The 20,019-nt window shown below is 59.4% G+C and carries 18 protein-coding genes; 14 read left to right on the top strand and 4 right to left on the bottom strand.

All coding sequences use genetic code 11. The annotated features are described in order from the left end of the window. Positions 1-187 precede the first annotated feature (187 nt). From Q2T52_RS12920 to Q2T52_RS26900, 3 genes are all read left to right on the top strand, one after another. Positions 188-433, top strand: a complete 246-nt coding sequence (locus Q2T52_RS12920) for a PilZ domain-containing protein (RefSeq protein ID WP_302077145.1) — start codon at positions 188-190, stop codon at positions 431-433. Positions 434-556: 123 nt separating this feature from the next. Then, positions 557-721 (top strand): SDR family oxidoreductase, encoded by a 165-nt coding sequence (locus Q2T52_RS26905; RefSeq protein ID WP_436799530.1) that lies wholly within the window; start codon positions 557-559, stop codon positions 719-721. Next, positions 718-903 (top strand): hypothetical protein, encoded by a 186-nt coding sequence (locus Q2T52_RS26900; RefSeq protein ID WP_436799529.1) that lies wholly within the window; start codon positions 718-720, stop codon positions 901-903. The genes Q2T52_RS26905 and Q2T52_RS26900 overlap by 4 nt, the downstream gene beginning before the upstream one ends. A gap of 88 nt (positions 904-991) precedes the next feature. On the opposite strand, the gene Q2T52_RS12910 is transcribed toward Q2T52_RS26900, so the two are convergent. Beyond that, entirely contained in the window at positions 992-2,902 is a 1,911-nt protein-coding gene (locus tag Q2T52_RS12910; RefSeq protein WP_302077144.1) for a HAMP domain-containing methyl-accepting chemotaxis protein, read from the bottom strand. 665 nt (positions 2,903-3,567) lie between these two features. On the opposite strand from Q2T52_RS12910, the gene Q2T52_RS12905 reads away from it, so the two are divergent. The 3 genes from Q2T52_RS12905 to Q2T52_RS12895 all read left to right on the top strand — a co-directional run bounded on the left by Q2T52_RS12905 (position 3,568) and on the right by Q2T52_RS12895 (position 9,307). Then, positions 3,568-7,368 carry a vitamin B12-dependent ribonucleotide reductase gene (locus Q2T52_RS12905; protein WP_302077143.1) on the top strand — a complete coding sequence of 1,267 codons (3,801 nt, stop codon included), beginning with the start codon at positions 3,568-3,570 and terminating at the stop codon, positions 7,366-7,368. 291 nt (positions 7,369-7,659) lie between these two features. After that, positions 7,660-8,400 (top strand): hypothetical protein, encoded by a 741-nt coding sequence (locus tag Q2T52_RS12900; RefSeq protein WP_302077141.1) that lies wholly within the window; start codon positions 7,660-7,662, stop codon positions 8,398-8,400. Between the two features lie 622 nt (positions 8,401-9,022). Next, positions 9,023-9,307, top strand: coding sequence for a GIY-YIG nuclease family protein (locus tag Q2T52_RS12895; protein WP_302077140.1), 285 nt, complete (start codon positions 9,023-9,025; stop codon positions 9,305-9,307). 80 nt (positions 9,308-9,387) lie between these two features. Here the strand turns inward: Q2T52_RS12895 and Q2T52_RS12890 are convergent, their stop codons facing one another. Both Q2T52_RS12890 and Q2T52_RS12885 read right to left on the bottom strand, forming a co-directional pair. Further along, the gene (locus Q2T52_RS12890; protein WP_302077139.1) at positions 9,388-9,726 is read right to left on the bottom strand and encodes a hypothetical protein; all 339 of its coding nucleotides are present in this window, start codon (positions 9,724-9,726) and stop codon (positions 9,388-9,390) included. Positions 9,727-9,757: 31 nt separating this feature from the next. Next, positions 9,758-10,657: a helix-turn-helix domain-containing protein gene (locus Q2T52_RS12885; RefSeq protein WP_302077138.1), complete on the bottom strand. Its 900-nt coding sequence runs from the start codon at positions 10,655-10,657 to the stop codon at positions 9,758-9,760. 111 nt (positions 10,658-10,768) lie between these two features. On the opposite strand from Q2T52_RS12885, the gene pobA reads away from it, so the two are divergent. The 4 genes from pobA (at position 10,769) to Q2T52_RS12865 (ending at position 16,401) form a co-directional block, all read left to right on the top strand. Continuing rightward, positions 10,769-11,938: a 4-hydroxybenzoate 3-monooxygenase gene (gene pobA, locus Q2T52_RS12880; protein WP_302077137.1), complete on the top strand. Its 1,170-nt coding sequence runs from the start codon at positions 10,769-10,771 to the stop codon at positions 11,936-11,938. Between the two features lie 133 nt (positions 11,939-12,071). Next, positions 12,072-13,118 (top strand): NAD(P)-dependent alcohol dehydrogenase, encoded by a 1,047-nt coding sequence (locus Q2T52_RS12875; RefSeq protein ID WP_302077136.1) that lies wholly within the window; start codon positions 12,072-12,074, stop codon positions 13,116-13,118. A 136-nt stretch (positions 13,119-13,254) separates the two neighbouring features. Further along, positions 13,255-14,472 (top strand): MFS transporter, encoded by a 1,218-nt coding sequence (locus Q2T52_RS12870; RefSeq protein ID WP_302077135.1) that lies wholly within the window; start codon positions 13,255-13,257, stop codon positions 14,470-14,472. 285 nt (positions 14,473-14,757) lie between these two features. Beyond that, positions 14,758-16,401, top strand: coding sequence for a Na/Pi cotransporter family protein (locus Q2T52_RS12865; RefSeq protein ID WP_302077134.1), 1,644 nt, complete (start codon positions 14,758-14,760; stop codon positions 16,399-16,401). An 11-nt stretch (positions 16,402-16,412) separates the two neighbouring features. On the opposite strand, the gene pcaQ is transcribed toward Q2T52_RS12865, so the two are convergent. Then, positions 16,413-17,336: a pca operon transcription factor PcaQ gene (gene pcaQ / locus Q2T52_RS12860; RefSeq protein WP_302077133.1), complete on the bottom strand. Its 924-nt coding sequence runs from the start codon at positions 17,334-17,336 to the stop codon at positions 16,413-16,415. A gap of 93 nt (positions 17,337-17,429) precedes the next feature. Between pcaQ and pcaD the strand changes: the two genes are divergently transcribed. The 4 genes from pcaD to pcaG are packed head-to-tail and all read left to right on the top strand — an operon-like array spanning position 17,430 to position 20,006. After that, positions 17,430-18,227, top strand: a complete 798-nt coding sequence (gene pcaD / locus Q2T52_RS12855) for a 3-oxoadipate enol-lactonase (protein ID WP_302077132.1) — start codon at positions 17,430-17,432, stop codon at positions 18,225-18,227. Positions 18,228-18,230: 3 nt separating this feature from the next. Beyond that, entirely contained in the window at positions 18,231-18,650 is a 420-nt protein-coding gene (gene pcaC / locus Q2T52_RS12850) for a 4-carboxymuconolactone decarboxylase (protein ID WP_302077131.1), read from the top strand. Further along, positions 18,647-19,387: a protocatechuate 3,4-dioxygenase subunit beta gene (gene pcaH / locus Q2T52_RS12845; RefSeq protein ID WP_302077130.1), complete on the top strand. Its 741-nt coding sequence runs from the start codon at positions 18,647-18,649 to the stop codon at positions 19,385-19,387. The genes pcaC and pcaH overlap by 4 nt, the downstream gene beginning before the upstream one ends. A gap of 1 nt (position 19,388) precedes the next feature. Next, entirely contained in the window at positions 19,389-20,006 is a 618-nt protein-coding gene (gene pcaG / locus Q2T52_RS12840; RefSeq protein WP_302077129.1) for a protocatechuate 3,4-dioxygenase subunit alpha, read from the top strand. Positions 20,007-20,019: the final 13 nt, after the last annotated feature.

Genomic DNA, 20,019 nt, shown 5'->3' with positions numbered 1-20,019 from the left:
GGCTGAATCTGTTCACAGTGGCCTCCCGTTGTTATTATGTGCGGGTGCATGGAATTCGAATCTGCAATCAGAGGGTAATGGTTTCGCGTATTGTATGGAACTCCTAATTTAAGGGGTGATTTACTTGTATGAATTAATTTTGGATCCCGCAGACGTCTAAACGAGATTAGCGTATCGAGATTTCACTATGAATGAAGAATCTACTCCCGCTCCGCGACGTCGCATGCTGAAAGGGGCAAGGCTTGCGTTTAACCATGGTCACAGTGCCATCACCTGCATGCTGCGCGATCTCTCTGAAACCGGTGCTCGCGTCACCACAGAAAATACCCTGTCTGTTCCAGATCATGTCACTCTGGTTCTGGATGACGGCTTGACCTATGACTGCGACGTGGTTCGTCGCGAATTGGGGGAACTCGGCCTGCGTTTTCGCTGAAACGGAACATGCCGCGAAAGGCAAGGTTTCATCTCTCAAACAGCGGGTGTTCCGCCGTGCTGTGTCGAGAGGAAACGAACATATCCCCTAGGGAATCGCAAAAGGTCTGACATCGGCAGCCGCATGCACGCCCGCGGGCAGGGGCGCATACGCTTCACGGGCGCGACTGCGGGTTTCATGCCGGGGAGCTTTCAGGCAGTGTACAAGGCCACCAAGGCCTTCATCAAAAGCTTCTCCTCCGAATTTTTCGAGCGTGCCGAGATGCAGGATACGCCCATTGATGGATGAAGAAGGACGATCCTGCGATGGTCGCCCAGCATGGATTTCAGGCGATGCTGGGCGGGGAAGGCGATGTCGTGACCGGTTTTAAAAACAAGCAGCAGTCAGCCCTTGCCAATGTCACGCCTGCGGGGGCCTTGGCTGCTGCGCACCGCAAGATGGCCGAGCCCGATCATCGAAAGAATAGATGACGCGCGGCGCGTCACCGGATGACGGGCTATCAAGTAAAGACATCGGGCGCTGCAGGGTGTTGGCGCCCGAAGCCAATACCTCAGCTGATCAAGCAGCGCGGCGGCTGTAATCTGCCCCGGCGCTGCCAGGCCCGTCGAGACGGAACTTGGCCAGCAGCGCGGTCAACTGGCGGCTTTCGCTGGCGAGCACCTGGCTGGCCGCCGTCGTCTCTTCCACCATGGCCGCATTCTGCTGCGTCATCTGGTCCATATGATTGACCGAGGTGTTGATCTCCGCCAGCGCCGCCGACTGTTCGCCGGCCGCACGGGCAATGGTTGCCACGTGGTCATTGACGCGGTTGACGAGATCTTCGATCTCCTTCAGCGCATCGCCGGTGGAGAGAACAAGCGACACGCCACCCTTCACTTCATCCGCCGAGGCATTGATAAGACCCTTGATCTCCTTGGCGGCATTGGCCGAGCGCTGCGCAAGCTCGCGCACTTCCTGCGCGACAACCGCAAAGCCGCGGCCTGCCTCACCGGCACGGGCTGCTTCCACGCCTGCGTTGAGCGCCAGCAGATTGGTCTGGAAGGCAATCTCGTCAATGACCGAAATGATCTGGCTGATTTTTTGCGAGGATTGCTCAATGCGGCCCATGGCTTCGATCGCATCGCGCACGATGCCGCCTGACTTGCCCGTGCTGTTCTTGGTCTCGTTCACCATGCGGCTGGCTTCCGTCGCCCGCTCGGTGGACATGCGCACCGTCGTGGTGATTTCTTCCAGTGCTGCGGCGGTTTCTTCCAGCGCTGCGGCCTGCTGCTCGGTGCGCCGCGCCAACTGGTTGGACGCAGACGACAGTTCACCGGAATTGTCGGTGATGGTGCCTGCAGCGGTGCGAACATTGTCCATGGTAGCGCGCAGCGTTGCCATGGTCGCGTTCACGTTCTGCTGCAGTTCGGCAAAGGCGCCCTGGAAGCGGCCTTCCATGTCCTTTGTCAGATCCGCATCGGCCAGGGCTGCGATGACCCGGCGCACTTCGGTGACGCCGTGATCAACATTCTGCACCAGCTCGTTAACGCTATCAGCGAAGCGGCGAAGATCCGCGTCATCATAGGCCTTGGTGATGCGCTGGCTGAAGTCGCCGGCGGCGGCAGCGGCCACGATTCCGCTGATCGACTGCTGCAGATCCTTGCTCTGGCGGTTGAGGGCCGCTTCCTGCGCCTCCATCTCGCGCATGTGGATCTCGTTGGCGCGGAACACTTCCAGCGCGCGGGCCATCTCGCCTATTTCGTCCTTGCGGTCGGTGTCAGTGACCGGCTGGTCGGTATGGCCCTTGGCGAGATCACTCATGACACCGGTCATGCGGCGGATTGGTCCGGCAATGTCACGACGGGCGATCACGAGGCTGAGCGCCACGCCAAGCGCGATGCAGACTGCAGCCGTGATGCCGAGGACCAGGACCGTTCCCTCAGACTCGTCAATGGCATAGGCGCGGGAGGCCGCCAGCGTGGTTGCGGAATAGGTGCTGTAGACCTTCACTGCAGCGGTAACGGCCTTCTGGCCATCCAGCGCCTTGTTCAGTGCGTCAGCCATCGCCTTCGGGTCTTTGCCCGCTTCGGTGCCAGCCGTCTTCACCATGGCGCGGATCGTATCGAAGTAGGAATTCAGGCTGGTCTTGATATCAGCCAATTGCTTCTGCTCTTCCTTGTCGGCAGTTGCCGCAATCTTTGGCAGTCGCTCCAGCATTTCCTTGGCGCGTTTTTCCGTTTCGGCGGCAAAGTCCGCGGCCTTTTCCGGCGCGAAGGCCAGCTGATAGGTCATGCGGCTGATGGCGATGATGTCGACGCGCAGGTCCATGGCCTCGCGCGCCACCTCTTCACGCGCACCTGTGTCTTTTAAGGCGCCGCCCAGCGCAAAAAGACCTTGAGCCCCAACGCTTGCGATGGCAATGGCCGCTATACCCATCAGGCCGACAACCAGCCCCACCTTCTTCAAGATGGACAGATTCCGAATATTCATTGGAGGCTTCCCCGCTTCCCACACAGACTCGATTGCGGGCAAAACAGCACATTCACCCTGCAATTTCAGGGTATATTATGATTTGTGAAAGTTAATATTGAGTCACATTTTTCTGGGGACGCAGAAGCTGTTTCGCATATGCACAGGCGTGCCGAAATAGCACGAAAGTGAAGGGTGCCCCTGAGCTGATTCGCGCAAGTAATTGAGTTCCTTTGTTGATTCGGCTGTCCCCGTTTTCCACAGTCCACAGCCACAATATCTTGTGGTTAAAAATCTGTGTCGATCTATGCCTTGACGGAATCACGCATTCGAACAAGATTGCATTCCATGTTGCGGCGGCGACTGAACCGGGCGTCACGAGGCCGGTTCCTCAATGCGAAACTCTGTAGCCTATAGCTTCACCGGGCTTGCCATGACGGCATTCCGGCAGCGTGGTTTCCTGTGCCGTTTCGCGTGTCGGCCAAGGCATAAATGGCTGGTGCAAAAAGCTCGTTGATACTATATTTAGTATTTACAGGCAGGCTGCCCACCATATAGAGGTCGACCATCCCACGGATGATGAACCGATAGAGATCTGGAACGGGCACGGCTGCCGATTGTTGATGCGATCGCCGCCAACGGAAATTCTTGCGCCCTGAAAAGGCGCGACAGCGAGGACGAGAGACATGCGCATTGAACGTCGTTTCACCAAACCCGGCCTTGGCGCCTATGCGGACATCGAGTTCCGCAAGGCCGTCAGCGAGATCCGCAATCCGGATGGCTCGATCGTCTTCCGTCTGGCGGATATCGACGTGCCTGCGCAGTTCAGCCAGGTCGCGACCGACGTTCTGGCGCAGAAATATTTCCGCAAGGCGGGCGTGCCGAAGATCCTGAAGAAGGTCGAGGAAAACAATGTTCCTTCCTTCCTGTGGCGTTCCGTCGCCGACGAAAAGGCCATGAAGGATCTGCCCGAGAATGAGCGCTATGGTTCGGAAACCGATGCCCGTCAGGTTTTCGACCGTCTGGCCGGCACCTGGACCTATTGGGGTTGGAAGGGCGGCTATTTCTCGTCTGAGGAAGATGCGTCCGCCTTCCGCGACGAGCTTGCCTACATGCTCGCCACCCAGCGCGTTGCCCCCAATTCCCCGCAGTGGTTCAACACCGGCCTGCACTGGGCCTATGGCATTGACGGCCCCAGCCAGGGCCATTTCTATGTCGATCCCTTCACCGGCAAGCTGACGAAGTCGAAGTCGTCCTACGAACATCCGCAGCCGCATGCCTGCTTCATCCAGTCCGTCGAAGACGACCTCGTCAACGAAGGCGGCATCATGGATCTGTGGGTGCGTGAAGCGCGCCTGTTCAAGTATGGCTCCGGCACCGGCTCCAACTTCTCCCACCTGCGTGGCGAGGGCGAAAAGCTGTCCGGCGGTGGCCGCTCCTCCGGCCTGATGTCCTTCCTGAAGATCGGTGACCGTGCAGCGGGCGCCATCAAGTCCGGCGGCACGACCCGCCGCGCCGCCAAGATGGTGGTGGTCGATATCGATCACCCGGATATCGAGGAATATATCGACTGGAAGGTGAAGGAAGAGCAGAAGGTTGCCGCTCTCGTCACCGGCTCCAAGATCGTTTCCAAGCATCTCAAGGCCATCATGAAGGCCTGCGTGAACTGCGAAGGCGACGGCGAAGACTGCTTCGACCCCGCCAAGAACCCTGCCCTGAAGCGCGAAATCCGCGCCGCCAAGAAGGATCAGGTTCCGGAAAACTACGTCAAGCGCGTCATCCAGTTCGCACGCCAGGGCTACAAGGACCTGGAGTTCAAGACCTATGACACCGACTGGGATTCGGAAGCCTACCTCACCGTTTCCGGCCAGAACTCCAACAACTCCGTTTCGCTGAAGGACGACTTCCTGCGCGCTGTGGAGAAGGATGGCGACTGGAACCTGACCGCCCGCAAGGACGGCAAGGTCTTGAAGACGCTGAAGGCACGCGATCTGTGGGAGAAGATCTCCTACGCCGCCTGGGCCTCTGCCGACCCCGGCCTGCACTTCAACACCACCATGAACGACTGGCACACCTGCCCGGCGGCAGGCCCCATCCGCGCCTCCAACCCGTGCTCGGAATACATGTTCCTGGATGACACGGCCTGCAATCTTGCCTCATTGAACCTCCTGCAGTTCAAGGACAAGGCTACCAAGCGCATCAACATTGCCGAATACGAGCATGCCGTTCGCCTGTGGACGGTCGTTCTCGAAGTCTCCGTCATGATGGCGCAGTTCCCCTCGCGCCAGATCGCCGAGCTTTCCTACGAATACCGCACGCTCGGCCTTGGCTATGCGAACATCGGCGGCCTGCTGATGTCCTCTGGTATCCCCTACGACTCGGCGGAAGGCCGCGCCATTGCCGGCTCGCTGACCGCGATCATGACCGGCATCGCCTACGCCACCTCGGCGGAAATCGCCTCCGAGCTTGGTCCCTTCCCCGGCTTCAAGCCGAACCGCGAGAACATGCTGCGCGTCATGCGCAACCATCGCCGCGCAGCCTATGGCGAAGGCGCGGGCTATGAAGGTCTGTCCGTCAACCCCGTGCCGCTGACGCATTCGGAAAACCCGGATCAGGATCTCGTCGCCCACGCCAAGGCTGCCTGGGACAAGGCGCTGGAGCTTGGCGAGAAGCACGGCTACCGCAACGCCCAGACGACCGTGATTGCGCCAACCGGCACGATCGGCCTCGTGATGGACTGCGACACCACAGGCATCGAGCCGGACTTCGCCCTGGTGAAGTTCAAGAAGCTTGCTGGCGGCGGCTATTTCAAGATCATCAACGGTGCGGTTCCGGAAGCGCTGCGCACGCTGGGCTACTCTGAAGGCCAGATCGCCGAGATCGAGGCCTATGCGGTCGGCCACGGCAACATCAACCAGGCACCCGGCATCAACCCCGGCTCCCTGAAGGCCAAGGGCTTTACCGACGAGAAGATCGAAGCGATCAACGGCGCCACCAAGGCGGCCTTCGACATCAAGTTCGTCTTTAACCAGTGGACGCTCGGCGCCGACTTCCTGAAGGAGACCCTGAAGGTCACCGACGAGCAGCTCGCCGACATGAGCTTCAACCTGCTGGAGTATATCGGCTTCTCGAAGAAGGACATCGAAGCCGCGAACATCCATGTCTGCGGTGCGATGACGCTGGAAGGCGCCCCCTTCCTGAAGGCCGAGCATCTGCCTGTCTTCGATTGCGCCAACCCTTGCGGCAAGATCGGCAAGCGTTACCTCTCGGTCGAAAGCCATATCCGCATGATGGCGGCAGCCCAGCCGTTCATCTCAGGTGCGATCTCCAAGACGATCAACATGCCGAACGAGGCAACGGTTGAAGATTGCGGTGCGGCCTACATGCTTTCCTGGAAGCTGGCACTGAAGGCCAATGCGCTTTACCGCGATGGCTCGAAGCTCTCCCAGCCGCTGAACGCCTCGCTGATCGAGGATGAGGAAGACGAAGACACGGTGGAAGAACTGCTGGCGCAGCCGGCAGCCGCCCAGGCCGTGATCGTGACCGAAAAGATCGTCGAGCGCGTGGTGGAACGTCTGGTTCGCAGCCAGGAGAAGCTGCCGGGCCGCCGCAAGGGTTATACCCAGAAGGCGAAGATCGGCGGTCATACCATCTTCCTGCGCACCGGCGAGTATGACGACGGCCGCCTTGGCGAAATCTTCCTCGACATGAACAAGGAAGGTTCGGCGCTGCGCGCCTTCATCAACAACTTCGCGATCTCGGTGTCGCTCGGCCTCCAGTACGGCGTGCCGCTGGAAGAATATGTGGATGCCTTCACCTTCACCAAGTTCGAGCCGGCCGGCATCGTGACGGGCAATGACGCAATCAAGAACGCCACGTCGATCCTCGACTACGTGTTCCGCGAACTCGCCGTCTCCTATCTCGGCCGCCATGATCTGGCGCATGTCGATACGTCCGACTTCTCCAACACGGCACTTGGCCGTGGCGTTTCGGAAGGCAAGGCCGATATCGTCTCCAAGGGCCTGACCCGTGGTTACCGTCCGACGCTGGTTTCCAGCGCCGCACCGGCAGCCAGCGAACCGCGCGGTGCAGCGTCTGCTGCTCCTGCCAAGGCATCCGCCGGCGGCAATGTGACGGCCTTTGCCGGCTCTGCCGCCCGCAAGCTGGAACCGACGGTCGCCATCTCCACCTCCGAAGTGGTCTCCTTCAAGCGGGACTATGAGGAGCGGGCCCGCGAACTGGCGGAGGAGGTGGCCGAGGAAGTGCTGGCCGACGAAGCTGCCACCGGCCTCTTCTCGGACAAGGCCGCTGCCGACGCAGCCACGGCCAAGGCCGATGCCAAGAAGGTGGAAGCCGAACGCCGCATGCGCTCGATCGCCCAAGGCTATACGGGCAACATGTGCTCCGAGTGCCAGAACTTCACGATGGTGCGCAACGGCACCTGCGAGAAGTGTGACACGTGCGGCGCCACGAGTGGGTGCTCTTGAGGAAAGGGGCCGAGAAATTTCGGTAAGTTTGGGGAAGCCCGGGGATTACGTCCCTGGGCTTTTGCCGTCTATGGCACAGAAAGACATAAAGGAATGCGCATGTTCGCAAGTCCTAGAAATACCAAAGCCGAGACCTGGCAGTCTCGGCTTTGGATACCACGAACAGGCTGTCACCCTCGTGGGGCAAAGAAAAGCTCTCCACCCTGTAGCAAGGTCATTGTACGGAGAGTCTTTATCAGAGTCGAGTTGGCGACGGCATTCCTCACATGCGCAGAGCGCAAGGGAACGCCTATGAACGCGAATAAAACGATAAGTGCACATAAGTTCATCGAGTATGCATTTGCGAGCCCGCAAAAGCGCGTCACTATAATAGAAAACGCTCTTCAGCCTCCTACGTTCATCATGGATACTATGTATCCTGACATTGAGCGAGCGACCGCTCATTTCCTCGTTTCCGGCTGCAAAGATCCTAAACGCCTTGATGGGCTAGACAAATCCTATCAGTTGCGTGAAGCAAGTTCAGATCATCATGAGCAGCGCTTACTGAATGCACTAGATGCAATTCAACATGTGAAATCCGCGCCATGGTCACTGAAGGACTATGCCGTTGAGTTTGCGGTAGATATTCCACACGGCATTGAGGTAGGTGGGATTACGATCCGCATCAAAGCGCCAGTAATTTTGAAGAGACGCCAATCAGGATTTCGCGATCCATTTATCGGCGTAATAAAACCCTACTTCGGAAAAGTTTGGCCTTTAAATTCTGGTCAAGATACCGAACGTGGCGTGCTCTTTGCCACATTGCTCCATTGGTTTTCTGAACAAAACCTAAGCCATTTAGGCAGTTCAGATCCCAATATGTGCATAGTTGCTGATGTATTCAGGGAGGAAATGTTTCCCGCTGCAAAACGCAACATTCAAAGAAGAAAACAGCTTCAGGCGCTGGCACAAGAAATAGCGGACAGATGGCAACCCATTGCTGATCGGCTGCACTCAAGAACGAGTAGCGGTTCTACTGCAACAAAAGAATGAAAATGCGGTCGACCGTTTTGCATAGTGGTCGGCCGTCATTAGCCAATCAGGGACTTCGCTGCGGCCTTGCTGGAACTCCACCTTCCCCGCCTATTTTCAGGTCATCGCCGCAATTCCGACGGCACGGTGGAAGCCTTCCCCAAGGGCGCGGTTCATCATGGATCCTCGGGTCAAGCCCGAGGATGACGACCGTGGAGGGGATACCAAAGGTGCCCCTATCAAGCGTGGAACGGGCCATCAGGCGTTTCAACAGGTGAACCAGTTTTTGGGGCACCAATCACCCCACAAACTCCGTCATCCTCGGGCCTGACCCGAGGATCCAAAAACAAGCTGGCGTTACACCGCTGAGCAGCCCCGCACTTATCTGAAGGTCATTGCCAGCACCCCTGAAAGCACAGCCGAGGCTCTGGCGAAGTGCACAGTTCAGTGTGGATCCTCGGGTCATCCTCGGATTAAACCCGAGGACCGAGGATGACGACGGCGAGGGAATGACCACCGTTAGGGGATGCCAAAGGTTGCCCCATCAAACATTTCAACGAGTCAGCCAGCCCTTGGGGCTCCTGCCGGTCCTACAAACTCCGTCATCCTCGGGCCTGACCCCAGATACAAGCATGCTGCACGCATGGCGGGTTATGTCTACATCATCACCAATCAAAAGAACGGAACGCTGTATGTCGGCGTGACATCGGACATAGCGCGGCGGGTCTGGGAACACCGCGAAGGGATCAACGACGGATTTGCTGCCAAATACGGTTGCCGGATGCTGGTCTGGTACGAGGAACACGACCGGATCGAGACGGAGATCCAGCGCGAAAAGTCCCTGAAGCGCTGGTATCGCAAATGGAAGATCGAACTGATCGAAGCCATGAATCCCGACTGGCGGGATCTCTATCTCGAGCTCTGGTGAGCAAGGGCTCCACCTTACCCCTCAGCTTTCGCTCGCGACAGGGTGATAAATCAGTTTTCTCGCCTGATGCGTTTTCAGCCTCACGAATTAAGTTCCAGTTCCGGAAACGCCTGGCGCGCCTGCTCCTCGGAGTCGCACTCCACCTCAGCAGCCGACAGCGTCACGGAAATGCTGTCCGACACGTCTAGCTCTCCGCCGGTGTGGCGAACGGCCAATTCGCCGCCATTGGCGCGAACCAGCGTCGCATCCTGCTTGAAACCCTGTTTCAGCAGCCAGTCGCGCGGGGCCATGACGCTGATGGCCACCTTCACCTTGCCGCCATCTTGTTTGCGGGCGGTGACTTTGTAGCCTACCGAAGAGTTTCCGCCGCCGACATTCAGCTTGCCGTTGCTTGCCGCTTCGCCCAGATGTTCAGCCATCGTCTATCTTCTCCGTTTGAGGATTTGATCCTTAAACAGAACCCTCAGCCTCTTTGTTCCGAAGCTTTGCCCGTTCCGCGTCGCGATAGGCCTTGGGCGTCATGCCGGTGCGATGGCGGAAACAGCGGGAAAAGTAAGCGGCATCGGAAAAGCCGAGGCTTTCAGCGATGGCCTGCACACTGCTGGCGGTAAAGACCAGCGCTCGCTTGGCTTCTTCAATGGATTTTCCGATGATGAGATCATGCGTGCTAGCACCGGTCACCTGGCGCACGATCCGGTTGAGATGCGTCGGCGAAAGCTTCAGCCGAGCCGCGCAGCTTTCTACCGTCAACTGTTCGCGGTAATGATCGGCGATCAGCCGCATGAGCTGTTGCACGCGCTGGCGATTGAGGTCGGCCGGGTCATCCTGCGGTTCCGGCAGCAGAAGTCGTCCGAGGAGCAGGATGACCGTTGCCACATGCGCCTCGAGACATTCATCCCGACCGACGCGCTGGCCGTCATACTCTTCGGCAATCCGCTGAAAGGTAGCATCAAGATAAGCGGCATCACCGCTGGAGCCGAGTTCCATCAGTGTGGGAAGCGGAAACCAGGGCGCCTTGCCCGGCAAATCGCGCGCAAGGCGCAGCCGTTCCGGCACCAGTGTCACCACAAGGCCATCGATATCCGGTGAGAAGCGGAAGCCGTGCTCCGGTCCCGGCGGCACCACCACCACGCAAGGGGGGATAAGCGGTACCGTGCCTGAGGGAAGTAGTGCATCACCCGAACCGCTCCTGATGTGCAGGAATTGCAAAAAACTCTCGTGCCGGTGCAGGCCGATTTCCCAGCGATAGCCGCTGCTGCGCGCCGCAATTGTTTCGCAGTGCACCCAAAACGCTCGTTCTACGGCGCTTTCCTCGCCGTAGAGGTTATAGGTCGGAACAGGTCCAGCCATCGTCTCCTCCCAGGCTGATGTTCGATTTGTGCAAGAAGAGGAAGCAAATGTCCATTGTTCTCTCGAAGCTGACCTCGCAAATTTGCGATCACCACGCCACGGGAGGAAACCATGCGTACACAGGTCGCCATTATTGGCTCGGGGCCCGCGGGCCTTCTGCTCGGTCAGCTTCTGACCAAGGCCGGCATCGACAACATCATTCTCGATCGCGTCAGCCGTGATTACATTCTGGGCCGCGTCCGCGCCGGCGTGCTGGAATGGGGTACGGTCGGCCTGTTGGATGAGGCGGGGGCAGGGGACAGGATGCATGCCGAAGGCCTGCCGCATGACGGCTATTCACTGGCCTTCGACGGGCGCGATCACCGCATCGACCTGTTCGGCCTCACCGGCAAGCGCGTGATGGTCTATGGCCAGACGGAAGTGACACGCGACCTGATGGATGCGCGCGATGCCGCAGGTGCTACGACGATCTATGAGGCCGCCAATGTCACGCCGCACGAATTCGATGGCGCCAAGCCGTACGTCAGCTACGAGAAGGATGGCGTAACGCACCGCATCGACTGCGACTTCATCGCCGGTTGCGACGGCTTCCACGGTATCAGCCGCAAGTCCGTGCCTGAGGGCGCCATCAAGACCTTCGAAAAGATCTATCCGTTTGGCTGGCTCGGTGTGCTGGCGGATATCCCGCCCGTCAGCCATGAGCTGATCTATGCCAACCATCCCCGCGGCTTCGCGCTCTGCTCCATGCGCTCGGAAACGCGCAGCCGGTATTACGTGCAATGCACGCTGGACGACAAGGTAGAGGATTGGTCGGATGAGCGCTTCTTCGACGAGTTGCGCCGCCGTTTGCCGCAGCACCATGCAGACGCCATGGTGGTTGGTCCCTCGTTCGAGAAATCCATCGCACCGCTACGGTCTTTCGTAGCCGAACCCATGCGCTTCGGCACGCTATTCCTCGTCGGTGATGCGGCGCACATCGTGCCGCCCACCGGTGCCAAGGGCCTGAACCTTGCGGCCAGCGATGTCTACTATCTCTTCAATGGCTTGCGAGAGTTTTACGCAGACAAATCCCGCGCCGGGGTGGATGCCTATTCAGCGCGTGCCTTAAGCCGCGTCTGGAAATCCGTTCGCTTCTCCTGGTCCATGACGACCCTGATGCACCGTTTCCCGGATACAGGCGATTTCGGCCAAAAGATCCAGGAGGCCGAACTGGATTATCTGACCCATTCCGAAGCGGCTTCCAGGGCCATGGCGGAAAACTACGTTGGCCTTCCCTATTGATGGGATGTGCGATTAGAGGATCGTGCAAGAAATCCGGTTGATCGAACAAACCGGAGCGCCATGTTATCCGTTAAGAAGAGCGGCCTCCCAATTCCGGGAGGCTTCCCACATCTATTTATCGGAAGGTTGAACCATGGCTATTGCACGAGGCTATGCGGCAACGGATGCGTCCAAGCCCCTCGAACCATTTACCTTCGAACGCCGCGAACCCCGCGAAGACGACGTCGTCATCGCCATCAAGTATTCCGGCATCTGCCATTCGGATATCCACCAGGCGCGCAATGAATGGGGCAATTCCCGCTTCCCCATGGTGCCGGGTCATGAAATCGCCGGCGTTGTGACAGCGGTCGGCTCCAAGGTCAGCAAGTTCAAGGTTGGCGATCATGTCGGTGTCGGCTGCTTCGTCGATTCCTGCGTCCATTGCCAGACGCGCGACCTCGACAACGAACAGTATATGCCCGGCCTCGTCCAGACCTACAACGACGTGGAAGCCGATGGCGAAACGCCGACCTATGGCGGCTATTCGGACTCGATCGTCGTGAAAGAAGGCTATGTGCTGTCCATCCCGGACAACCTGCCGCTCGACAAGGCAGCACCGCTGCTCTGCGCCGGCATCACGCTGTATTCGCCGCTGGCACACTGGAAGGCCGGTCCCGGTAAGAAGGTTGCCATCGTTGGCATGGGCGGTCTCGGCCATATGGGCGTCAAGATCGGCGCAGCCATGGGGGCTGACATCACCGTGCTCAGCCAGTCGCTTTCCAAGAAGGACGATGGCCTGAAGTTCGGCGCCAAGGACTATTACGCGACGTCGGATGCCGAGACTTTCAAGAAGCTCGCAGGCACGTTCGACCTGATCATCTGCACCGTCAGCGCCGGGATCGACTGGAATGCCTATCTCGGTCTCCTCAAGGTCGATGGCACCATGGTGCTGGTCGGTGCGCCGGAACATCCGGTGCCGGTGCATGCCTTCGCACTGATCCCAGGCCGTCGCAGTCTAGCGGGCTCGATGATCGGCTCTATCAAGGAAACTCAGGAAATGCTGGATTTCTGCGGAAAGCATAACATCGCAGCCGATGTCGAGATCATCGACATCAAGGACGTCAACACCGCTTACGAGCGCGTACTGAAGAGCGATGTGCGCTATCGCTTCGTGATCGATATCGCGACACTGGCAGGCTGACCTGCTCCGCCCCCTCACCCGCCTCCGCTTCGCTCGGCGTACCTCTCCTCTTGGGGAGAGGGGAACCGCTGACGACGGGCGGATGAGGGGGATTTCATAGTCCCCATGCGTTTGGATGACCGTTAAGGAAAACAATATGGCCGGTTCACCCCACGCCGAGGCGACCGAACCCTCACAAGGTCCCTCCAGCCTGCTGGTCGCGACGGTGGGTCTCGCGACGGGCACGCTTGTCGCCAATATCTATTACGCCCAACCGCTGATCTCCTCGATCGCGCCGGAAATCGGCGTCAGCGCCGACGTTGCGGGCACCATCGTCAGCACCACGCAGATCGGCTACGGCATCGGCCTGTTCTTTCTCGTGTCGCTTGCCGACCGCGTGGAGAACAAGACGCTAGCGTTGTCCACGCTCGCCATCACCATTCTCGGCCTGGTCGGCATGGCGCTCTCGACGTCTGCGGTCGTCTTTTTCGTGTGCGCATTTCTGATCGGTTTGTGCTCGACGTCCGCCCAGGTCCTTGTTCCCTTTATCGCGCATCTTGTTCCGTTGCAGAGGCGCGGGCGTGTGGTCGGCAATGTCATGGGCGCTCTTTTGACCGGCATCATGCTGGCGCGTCCGGTTTCACTGTTCATTTCCGCGAGCTTCGGCTGGCGCGCCGTCTTCTGGCTGTCGGCGGTGCTGATGACCATCATTGGGGTGGCGCTTGCCGCCATCATGCCTCGGCACACGCCGCACGGGCAGCTCACCTATCCGCAGATCCTGAAATCCATGGCGGGGCTGATCCGGGAAACCCCGGTGCTGCGCTGGCGCTCAGCCTATCAGATGCTGGTTTTCTGTGCCTTCAACCTGTTCTGGACCGCCATTCCCTTTGCCCTGTCGGAGCGCTTTCAGCTAAGCCAGCAGGCGATCGGCCTGTTTGCGCTGGCTGGTGCCGGTGGTGCGCTCGCCGCCCCGCTCGCCGGACGGCTGGCAGATCGCGGCCTTGGCCTGGTTCTCTCAGGAGCAGCCATGCTGTGCCTGTCGCTGTTCTTCTTCGCGACCGGCTTTGCCGTGGCCGGAGGCGCACTCGTGCTGCTGGCCATCTTCGCCATCGTCATCGATGCAGCCGTACAGGGCAATCAGATTGTCAGCCAGCGCATTATCTTTGCCATCGCACCGGAAAAGCGCGGACGGTTGAACGCGATCTACATGACGTCCGCTTTCATCGGCGGGGCGATCGGCTCCACGCTGGGAACGCTGACCTACCATCTCGGCGGCTGGAATGCGACCGCTGTCGTTGGTGGGCTCCTCGGGCTCACCGGCTTCCTGCTGTTTTTGGTAGAGCAGCGCGGCAAGCAAAACGCCGCCGCTCCGTGACCTTCGCACACCTGCGGCAGAGTGTATGCCTGCTTGTGAGAGCAGTGACGCATTCCGGCTAACTAATTAGCCGGATCAGGATAGCCTTGCTCCATTGTATGCAGTATCGTTTCTCATTGGTCTCTACGAATCCTTAGAGGTTTCGGAGGACAATCAGCCTTTAGCAGGGGCATATCCGGCGGGGTCGTTCTCGCTGTGCCGGCCAGTCCGACAGGTGACGACCTTCCCGATGCGTCTGTTTATGGCAGAGTGTGGGCGGCCCTCGGCCGAGGAAGAAGCGGAAACATGGGCTCGACAGCGGTCATCATCAATCTCCTCGGAGCCGTGGCACTGCTGTTGTTCGGTCTTTCTCAGGTCAAGGAAGGCGTTTCTCGGGCCTTCGGTGCACAGCTGCGCACTGGTCTTTCCACGGGCACACGGACGGGCGTCAGATCCTTCCTGTCCGGCTTTGTCGCAACCGTCGCCCTGCAAAGTTCCACGGCAACCGCATTGATGACGGCATCCTTCGTGGAGAAGGATCTGGTGAAGCCGCGCATGGCGCAGATCGTGCTGTTGGGCGCGAATGTCGGCACGGCGGTGACGGCCTGGATTGTTGGCTTCGGCGTTGGCTGGCTTTCGCCGCTGCTGATCCTGGTTGGGATTGCCTTCTACAGGGCGAAATCCTCCAGCCGACAGGGACTGGGTTCGGCGCTGATCGGTATCGGCCTGATGCTGCTTTCGCTGCACCTCATGAGCGCCGCCACCGAGCCGTTGAGAGAATCGCCCGTTCTGATCGCCTTCATCGGTCTGCTGGATTCTGCATGGCCTGTGGCGTTTCTGCTGGCGGCCTTCATTGCCTTCGCATCCTCATCCAGTCTGGCAGCGGTCATTCTCATTCTCTCCGTTGCATCCAAAGGAATCGTACCGCCGGCGCTGATCATCGTCATGGTGCTCGGTGCGAATTTCGGCGGCGCCATTCCGCCCTTTGTCGCGTCCATGAGCGGCGCGGCTGCGGCACGCCGGGTGACGCTCGGCAACATCATCGTGCGCGGCGTTGGCTGCCTGGCTGTGATGCCGCTGGCGGGCTATGGCGGCATGCTGCTGGACCATGCACCCACCCCGCCGCAAATGATGCCGGTCGATGCGCACCTTGCCTTCAATCTTTTGCTGGCGCTGGTGGCATGGCCGTTTGCAACGCTGCTTTCCGATCGTATGGCGCGCCTCATCCCTGAAGAGGCGAAAGCCGACATGGCACCGAAGTTCCTTGACCGGGACGAGCTGTCGAGTCCGGTGGTCGCGCTGACCAGTGCGACGCGCGAGGTGCTTGCTGTCGGTGATCTCATCGAGCGCATGCTGATCAAGACCTCGCACGCTTTTACCAAGAATGATCTATCCGAGCTGGTGGAGGTGGCGCAGCTTGAACGCCGCGTAGACCGTCTTCAGCAGGAGGTGAAGGTCTATCTCTCGCTGCTGGCGAGGGTGGGTTTGAGCGACGAGAACAGCCGCCGATCCATCCAGATCATCGATTACGCCATCAACCTTGAGCATATCGGCGATATCATCGAAAAGGGCCTGATGCCGCAGGTCACCAAGAAGGTTGCGCAGGGCCTGAAATTTTCCGAGGACGGCTATAACGAGCTTTTGCAGCTGATGAACATGACGCTGGACAATCTGCGCGTTGCCCAGACCATTTTCGTGACGCGTGATTTTGATCTCGCTCGCCAGATGATGGAAGTGAAGGTGGCGGTGCGTCGGATGGAAAAGGAATCTTCCGAGCGTCACTTGAAGCGCCTGCAGGACGGGCGTCTGGAGAGCCTGCAAACAAGCTCGTTGCATCTGGACATGCTGCGCGACCTGAAGCGCATCAATGCCCATATTGTTTCGGTCGCACATCCCATCCTGGATGAAAGCGGTCTGCTGGTGGAAAGCCGCCTTCGCGCCACCAACTGAGCGCATCCGTATCAAGCGACCGGTGCGATGTCGGACGCGGCCTGCCGGATCGTCTGCATGAGGATCGAGAGCGGCAGTGGCGGCGTTGCGTCAGCGCGAAGCGTCAGCCCCACCGGTCCTTTCGTTTCGCTTGTGTCCAGCGGCAAAGCGGCCAGGACACCATCTGCAATGTCGCCGGCCACGACACCGCTGGAGATGATCCACACTGCGTCGCTGGAGCGGACGAAGGCACGGCCAAAGGCATCGGAAACCGTCTCGACCTGTGTGGGAATGTTTCCGACGCCGTTTGCGATCAACAACTGCTCCACCAGGGGGCGGATGATCGACCCCCGCGTCGGCATCAGCACCGGATATTGGCCGAGCCTGTTCAACAAGGAATGCCCGGCGAGAAGTGGGTGGCCGACCCGCACGGTGAAAAGGACCTGTTCGGAATACAGATGCTCGAAGGAAAAGCCGGTCATCTTCTCCGGCGCGGCCAATCGTCCGACGACGAGATCGAGATCGCCGACCCGCAATTGCTCCAGAAGAACGGCATTCTCGCCCGTTACGATCTTGATACGGCTCCGGGTGCCTTCTTCCAGAAAGAGTGTCATGGCGCGTGGCATGATCCTGGTCGAAACGGTGGGAAGCGCACCAACCCGCACCGGCGGCGCATTGTCCAGAAGCTCCTGCGAGACGGAGTCGATGCCCTGCCGCAGGGCAGTCAGCGACGCACCCGCATGACGGAGGAAAACTTCGCCGTGACGGGTCAGGCGGATCCCGCGGCCGTCGCGCTCCAGCACGGCAACACCCAATTCCTCCTCCAACTCGCGGATGGTCTTGGTCACGGCGGGCTGGCTGATGTGCAGACTGTCAGCCGCTTTGACAACGCTTTTCTGGCGGGCAACTTCCACAAATGTCTGCAAGTGACGGAATTTAACGCGCGCGCCGATCATTCACATAACCTATCAGTTAATAAAACCGCCAGAAAATGTCATTTTACCGAACCATTTGATATCTGCAATAACAGCAGCGGAGGAGATTTGATCATGAAGTTCACGCGGATCAACGGCGTCGTGCTGGCGCACGACATCCAGGGCCTGGGCAGCGATAAGCCGGCAATCGTCTTCATCAATTCGCTCGGCACCGATCGCCGCATCTGGGATCACGTTGTCGCGGATCTCGCAGGCGAGTTCACCATCCTGACCTATGACAAGCGCGGCCATGGCCTGTCGGGCATTGGTCAGTCGCCTTACCGGATCGAGGATCATGCCGCAGACCTCGCCGGTCTGCTGGATCATTACGGTCTAAAGAATGTCATCCTCTGCGGCCTGTCGGTGGGTGGCCTGATCGCACTCGGCCTCTACAAGGCGCGACCGGACCTCATCCGCGCCGTCGTATTTGCCGATACGGCCCACAAGATCGGCACGCCGGAATTCTGGAAGGCTCGCATCGAAGCGGTCGAGATGAATGGCATCGAGGGCATTCTCGAGCCGGTCATGTCTCGCTGGTTCACGCCCACCTATCGCACGCTCGACAACGCCGATTACGAAGGCTATTGCAACATGCTGGTTCGCCAGCCGGTGCCAGGTTATGCCAGCACCTGTGCTGCTATCCGCGATGCCGACTTCACCGAAACGGCCCGATCGATCGCTGTGCCCGCTCTCTGCGTGGTGGGCGATCAGGATGGATCCACGCCCCCCGATCTCGTCCGCTCGCTGGCCGATCTCGTCCCCCAGGCCGGGTTCGAGGTGATCGAAGGGGCCGCCCACATTCCATGTGTCGAACAGCCTGCTGATTTCATCGCAAGGCTCAGACGCTTTCTCAACACCTTGCCGGGAGCCTGACCGATGGCCGATTCCGCTCTTCGATCCGACCGTTATCATCAGGGCATGGCGACGCGCCGCTCGGTTCTGGGCGATGCGCATGTCGATCGCGCGATTGCCAAGGAGACCTCCTTTGATGCGCCGTTCCAGGAACTGATCACGGAAAGCGCCTGGGGCAATGTCTGGTCCCGGCCCAATTTCACCAAGCGCGAGCGTTCCATCGTGACAATCGCGCTACTCGCCGCCCTCGGCCAGGACGAGGAAGTGGCGATGCATATTCGTGCCACGGCGAATACCGGGGCGACAAAGGAAGATATCCGCGAGGCGCTTCTGCATGTCGCCATCTATGCCGGCGTACCGGCAGCCAACCATGCCTTCAAGATCGCAAAATCAATCTATGCCGAGATGGAGGCGCCTGATGGCGCAGAGGAGGATACGAAATGAAAAATACGCTTCCTGAATCCGGGCCGTTTTTCGCCCGAGACCGTGACTGGCACCCGCCGGCCTTTGCGCCGGGCTACAAGACCACGGTGCTGCGCTCGCCCCAGCGCGCCCTGATCTCTCTGGACGGGACCAAGAGCGAAATCACCGGGCCTGTCTTCGGCCACAACACGATCGGCGAGTTCGATAACGACCTGATCATCAACTATGCCAAGCCCGGCGAGATGGCTATCGGCCAGCGCATTCTCGTGCATGGCCGTGTGCTGGACGAGCGTGGCGTTGGCGTGGCCGGCGCGCTGGTGGAATTCTGGCAGGCAAATGCCGGCGGCCGCTATCGCCACAAGAAGGAAACCTATCTCGCGGCGCTCGATCCCAATTTCGGCGGCTTCGGCCGCACGATCGCCGACGAGAACGGCTATTACTGGTTCCGCACCATCAAGCCCGGTCCGTACCCCTGGCCGAACGGCGTCAACGACTGGCGCCCAGCGCATATCCATTTCTCCGTTTTCGGACATGGTTTTGCGCAGCGCCTGATTACCCAGATGTATTTCGAGGGTGACCCGCTGATCTGGATCTGCCCGATCGTGAAAACGATTCCCGATGAAGAAGCGATCAAGCGCCTGATCGCACCGCTCGACATGAACAACACGATCCCGATGGACATGCGCGCCTACAAGTTCGATATCGTTCTGCGCGGACGTCGCTCGACATTCTTCGAAAACCGGAAGGAGGGCAACTGAGATGGTGCAGCCTCTGAACTACCTGAAAGAATCGCCTTCCCAGACGGCCGGGCCTTACGTGCATATCGGTTGTACGCCGAACTTCACCGGCATCCACGGCGTCTACGAAACCGATCTCGGCTCAGGCCCGATGTATAACGACAAGACCCGCGGCGAGCGCATCACCATTCGCGGCCGGGTCTTCGATGGCTCCGGCACCGTTCTAAAGGATGCGCTGGTCGAAATCTGGCAGGCGGATTCCGATGGCTTCTACAACAGCCCTTCGGAAACGCGCGGCTCCGCAGATCCGAACTTCTTCGGCTGGGGTCGTTGCCCGGCCGACATGACGACGGGCGAATTCGTGTTCGAAACCATCAAGCCGGGTAAGGTGCCGTTTCGCGACGGTCGGTTGATGGCGCCGCATGTCACGCTCTGGATCGTGGCGCGCGGCATCAATATCGGCTTGCAGACGCGCATGTATTTTTCCGATGAGGAAGCGGCCAACGCGGAAGATCCCGTTCTTGCCCGCATCGAACATCGTGTGCGCGTACCGACACTGATCGGGAAGAGGGAAGGGGACACGGTAACCTTCGACATCCACCTGCAGGGTGAAAACGAAACCGTCTTCTTTGATATCTGATTACCCTTGAATT

Origin of the sequence: Rhizobium oryzicola (assembly GCF_030504645.1) — a bacterium.
Lineage (GTDB): Bacteria > Pseudomonadota > Alphaproteobacteria > Rhizobiales > Rhizobiaceae > Neorhizobium > Neorhizobium oryzicola.
Note: the sequence above shows the minus strand (reverse complement) of the source record. Positions and strands in the feature narration are given on the sequence as shown.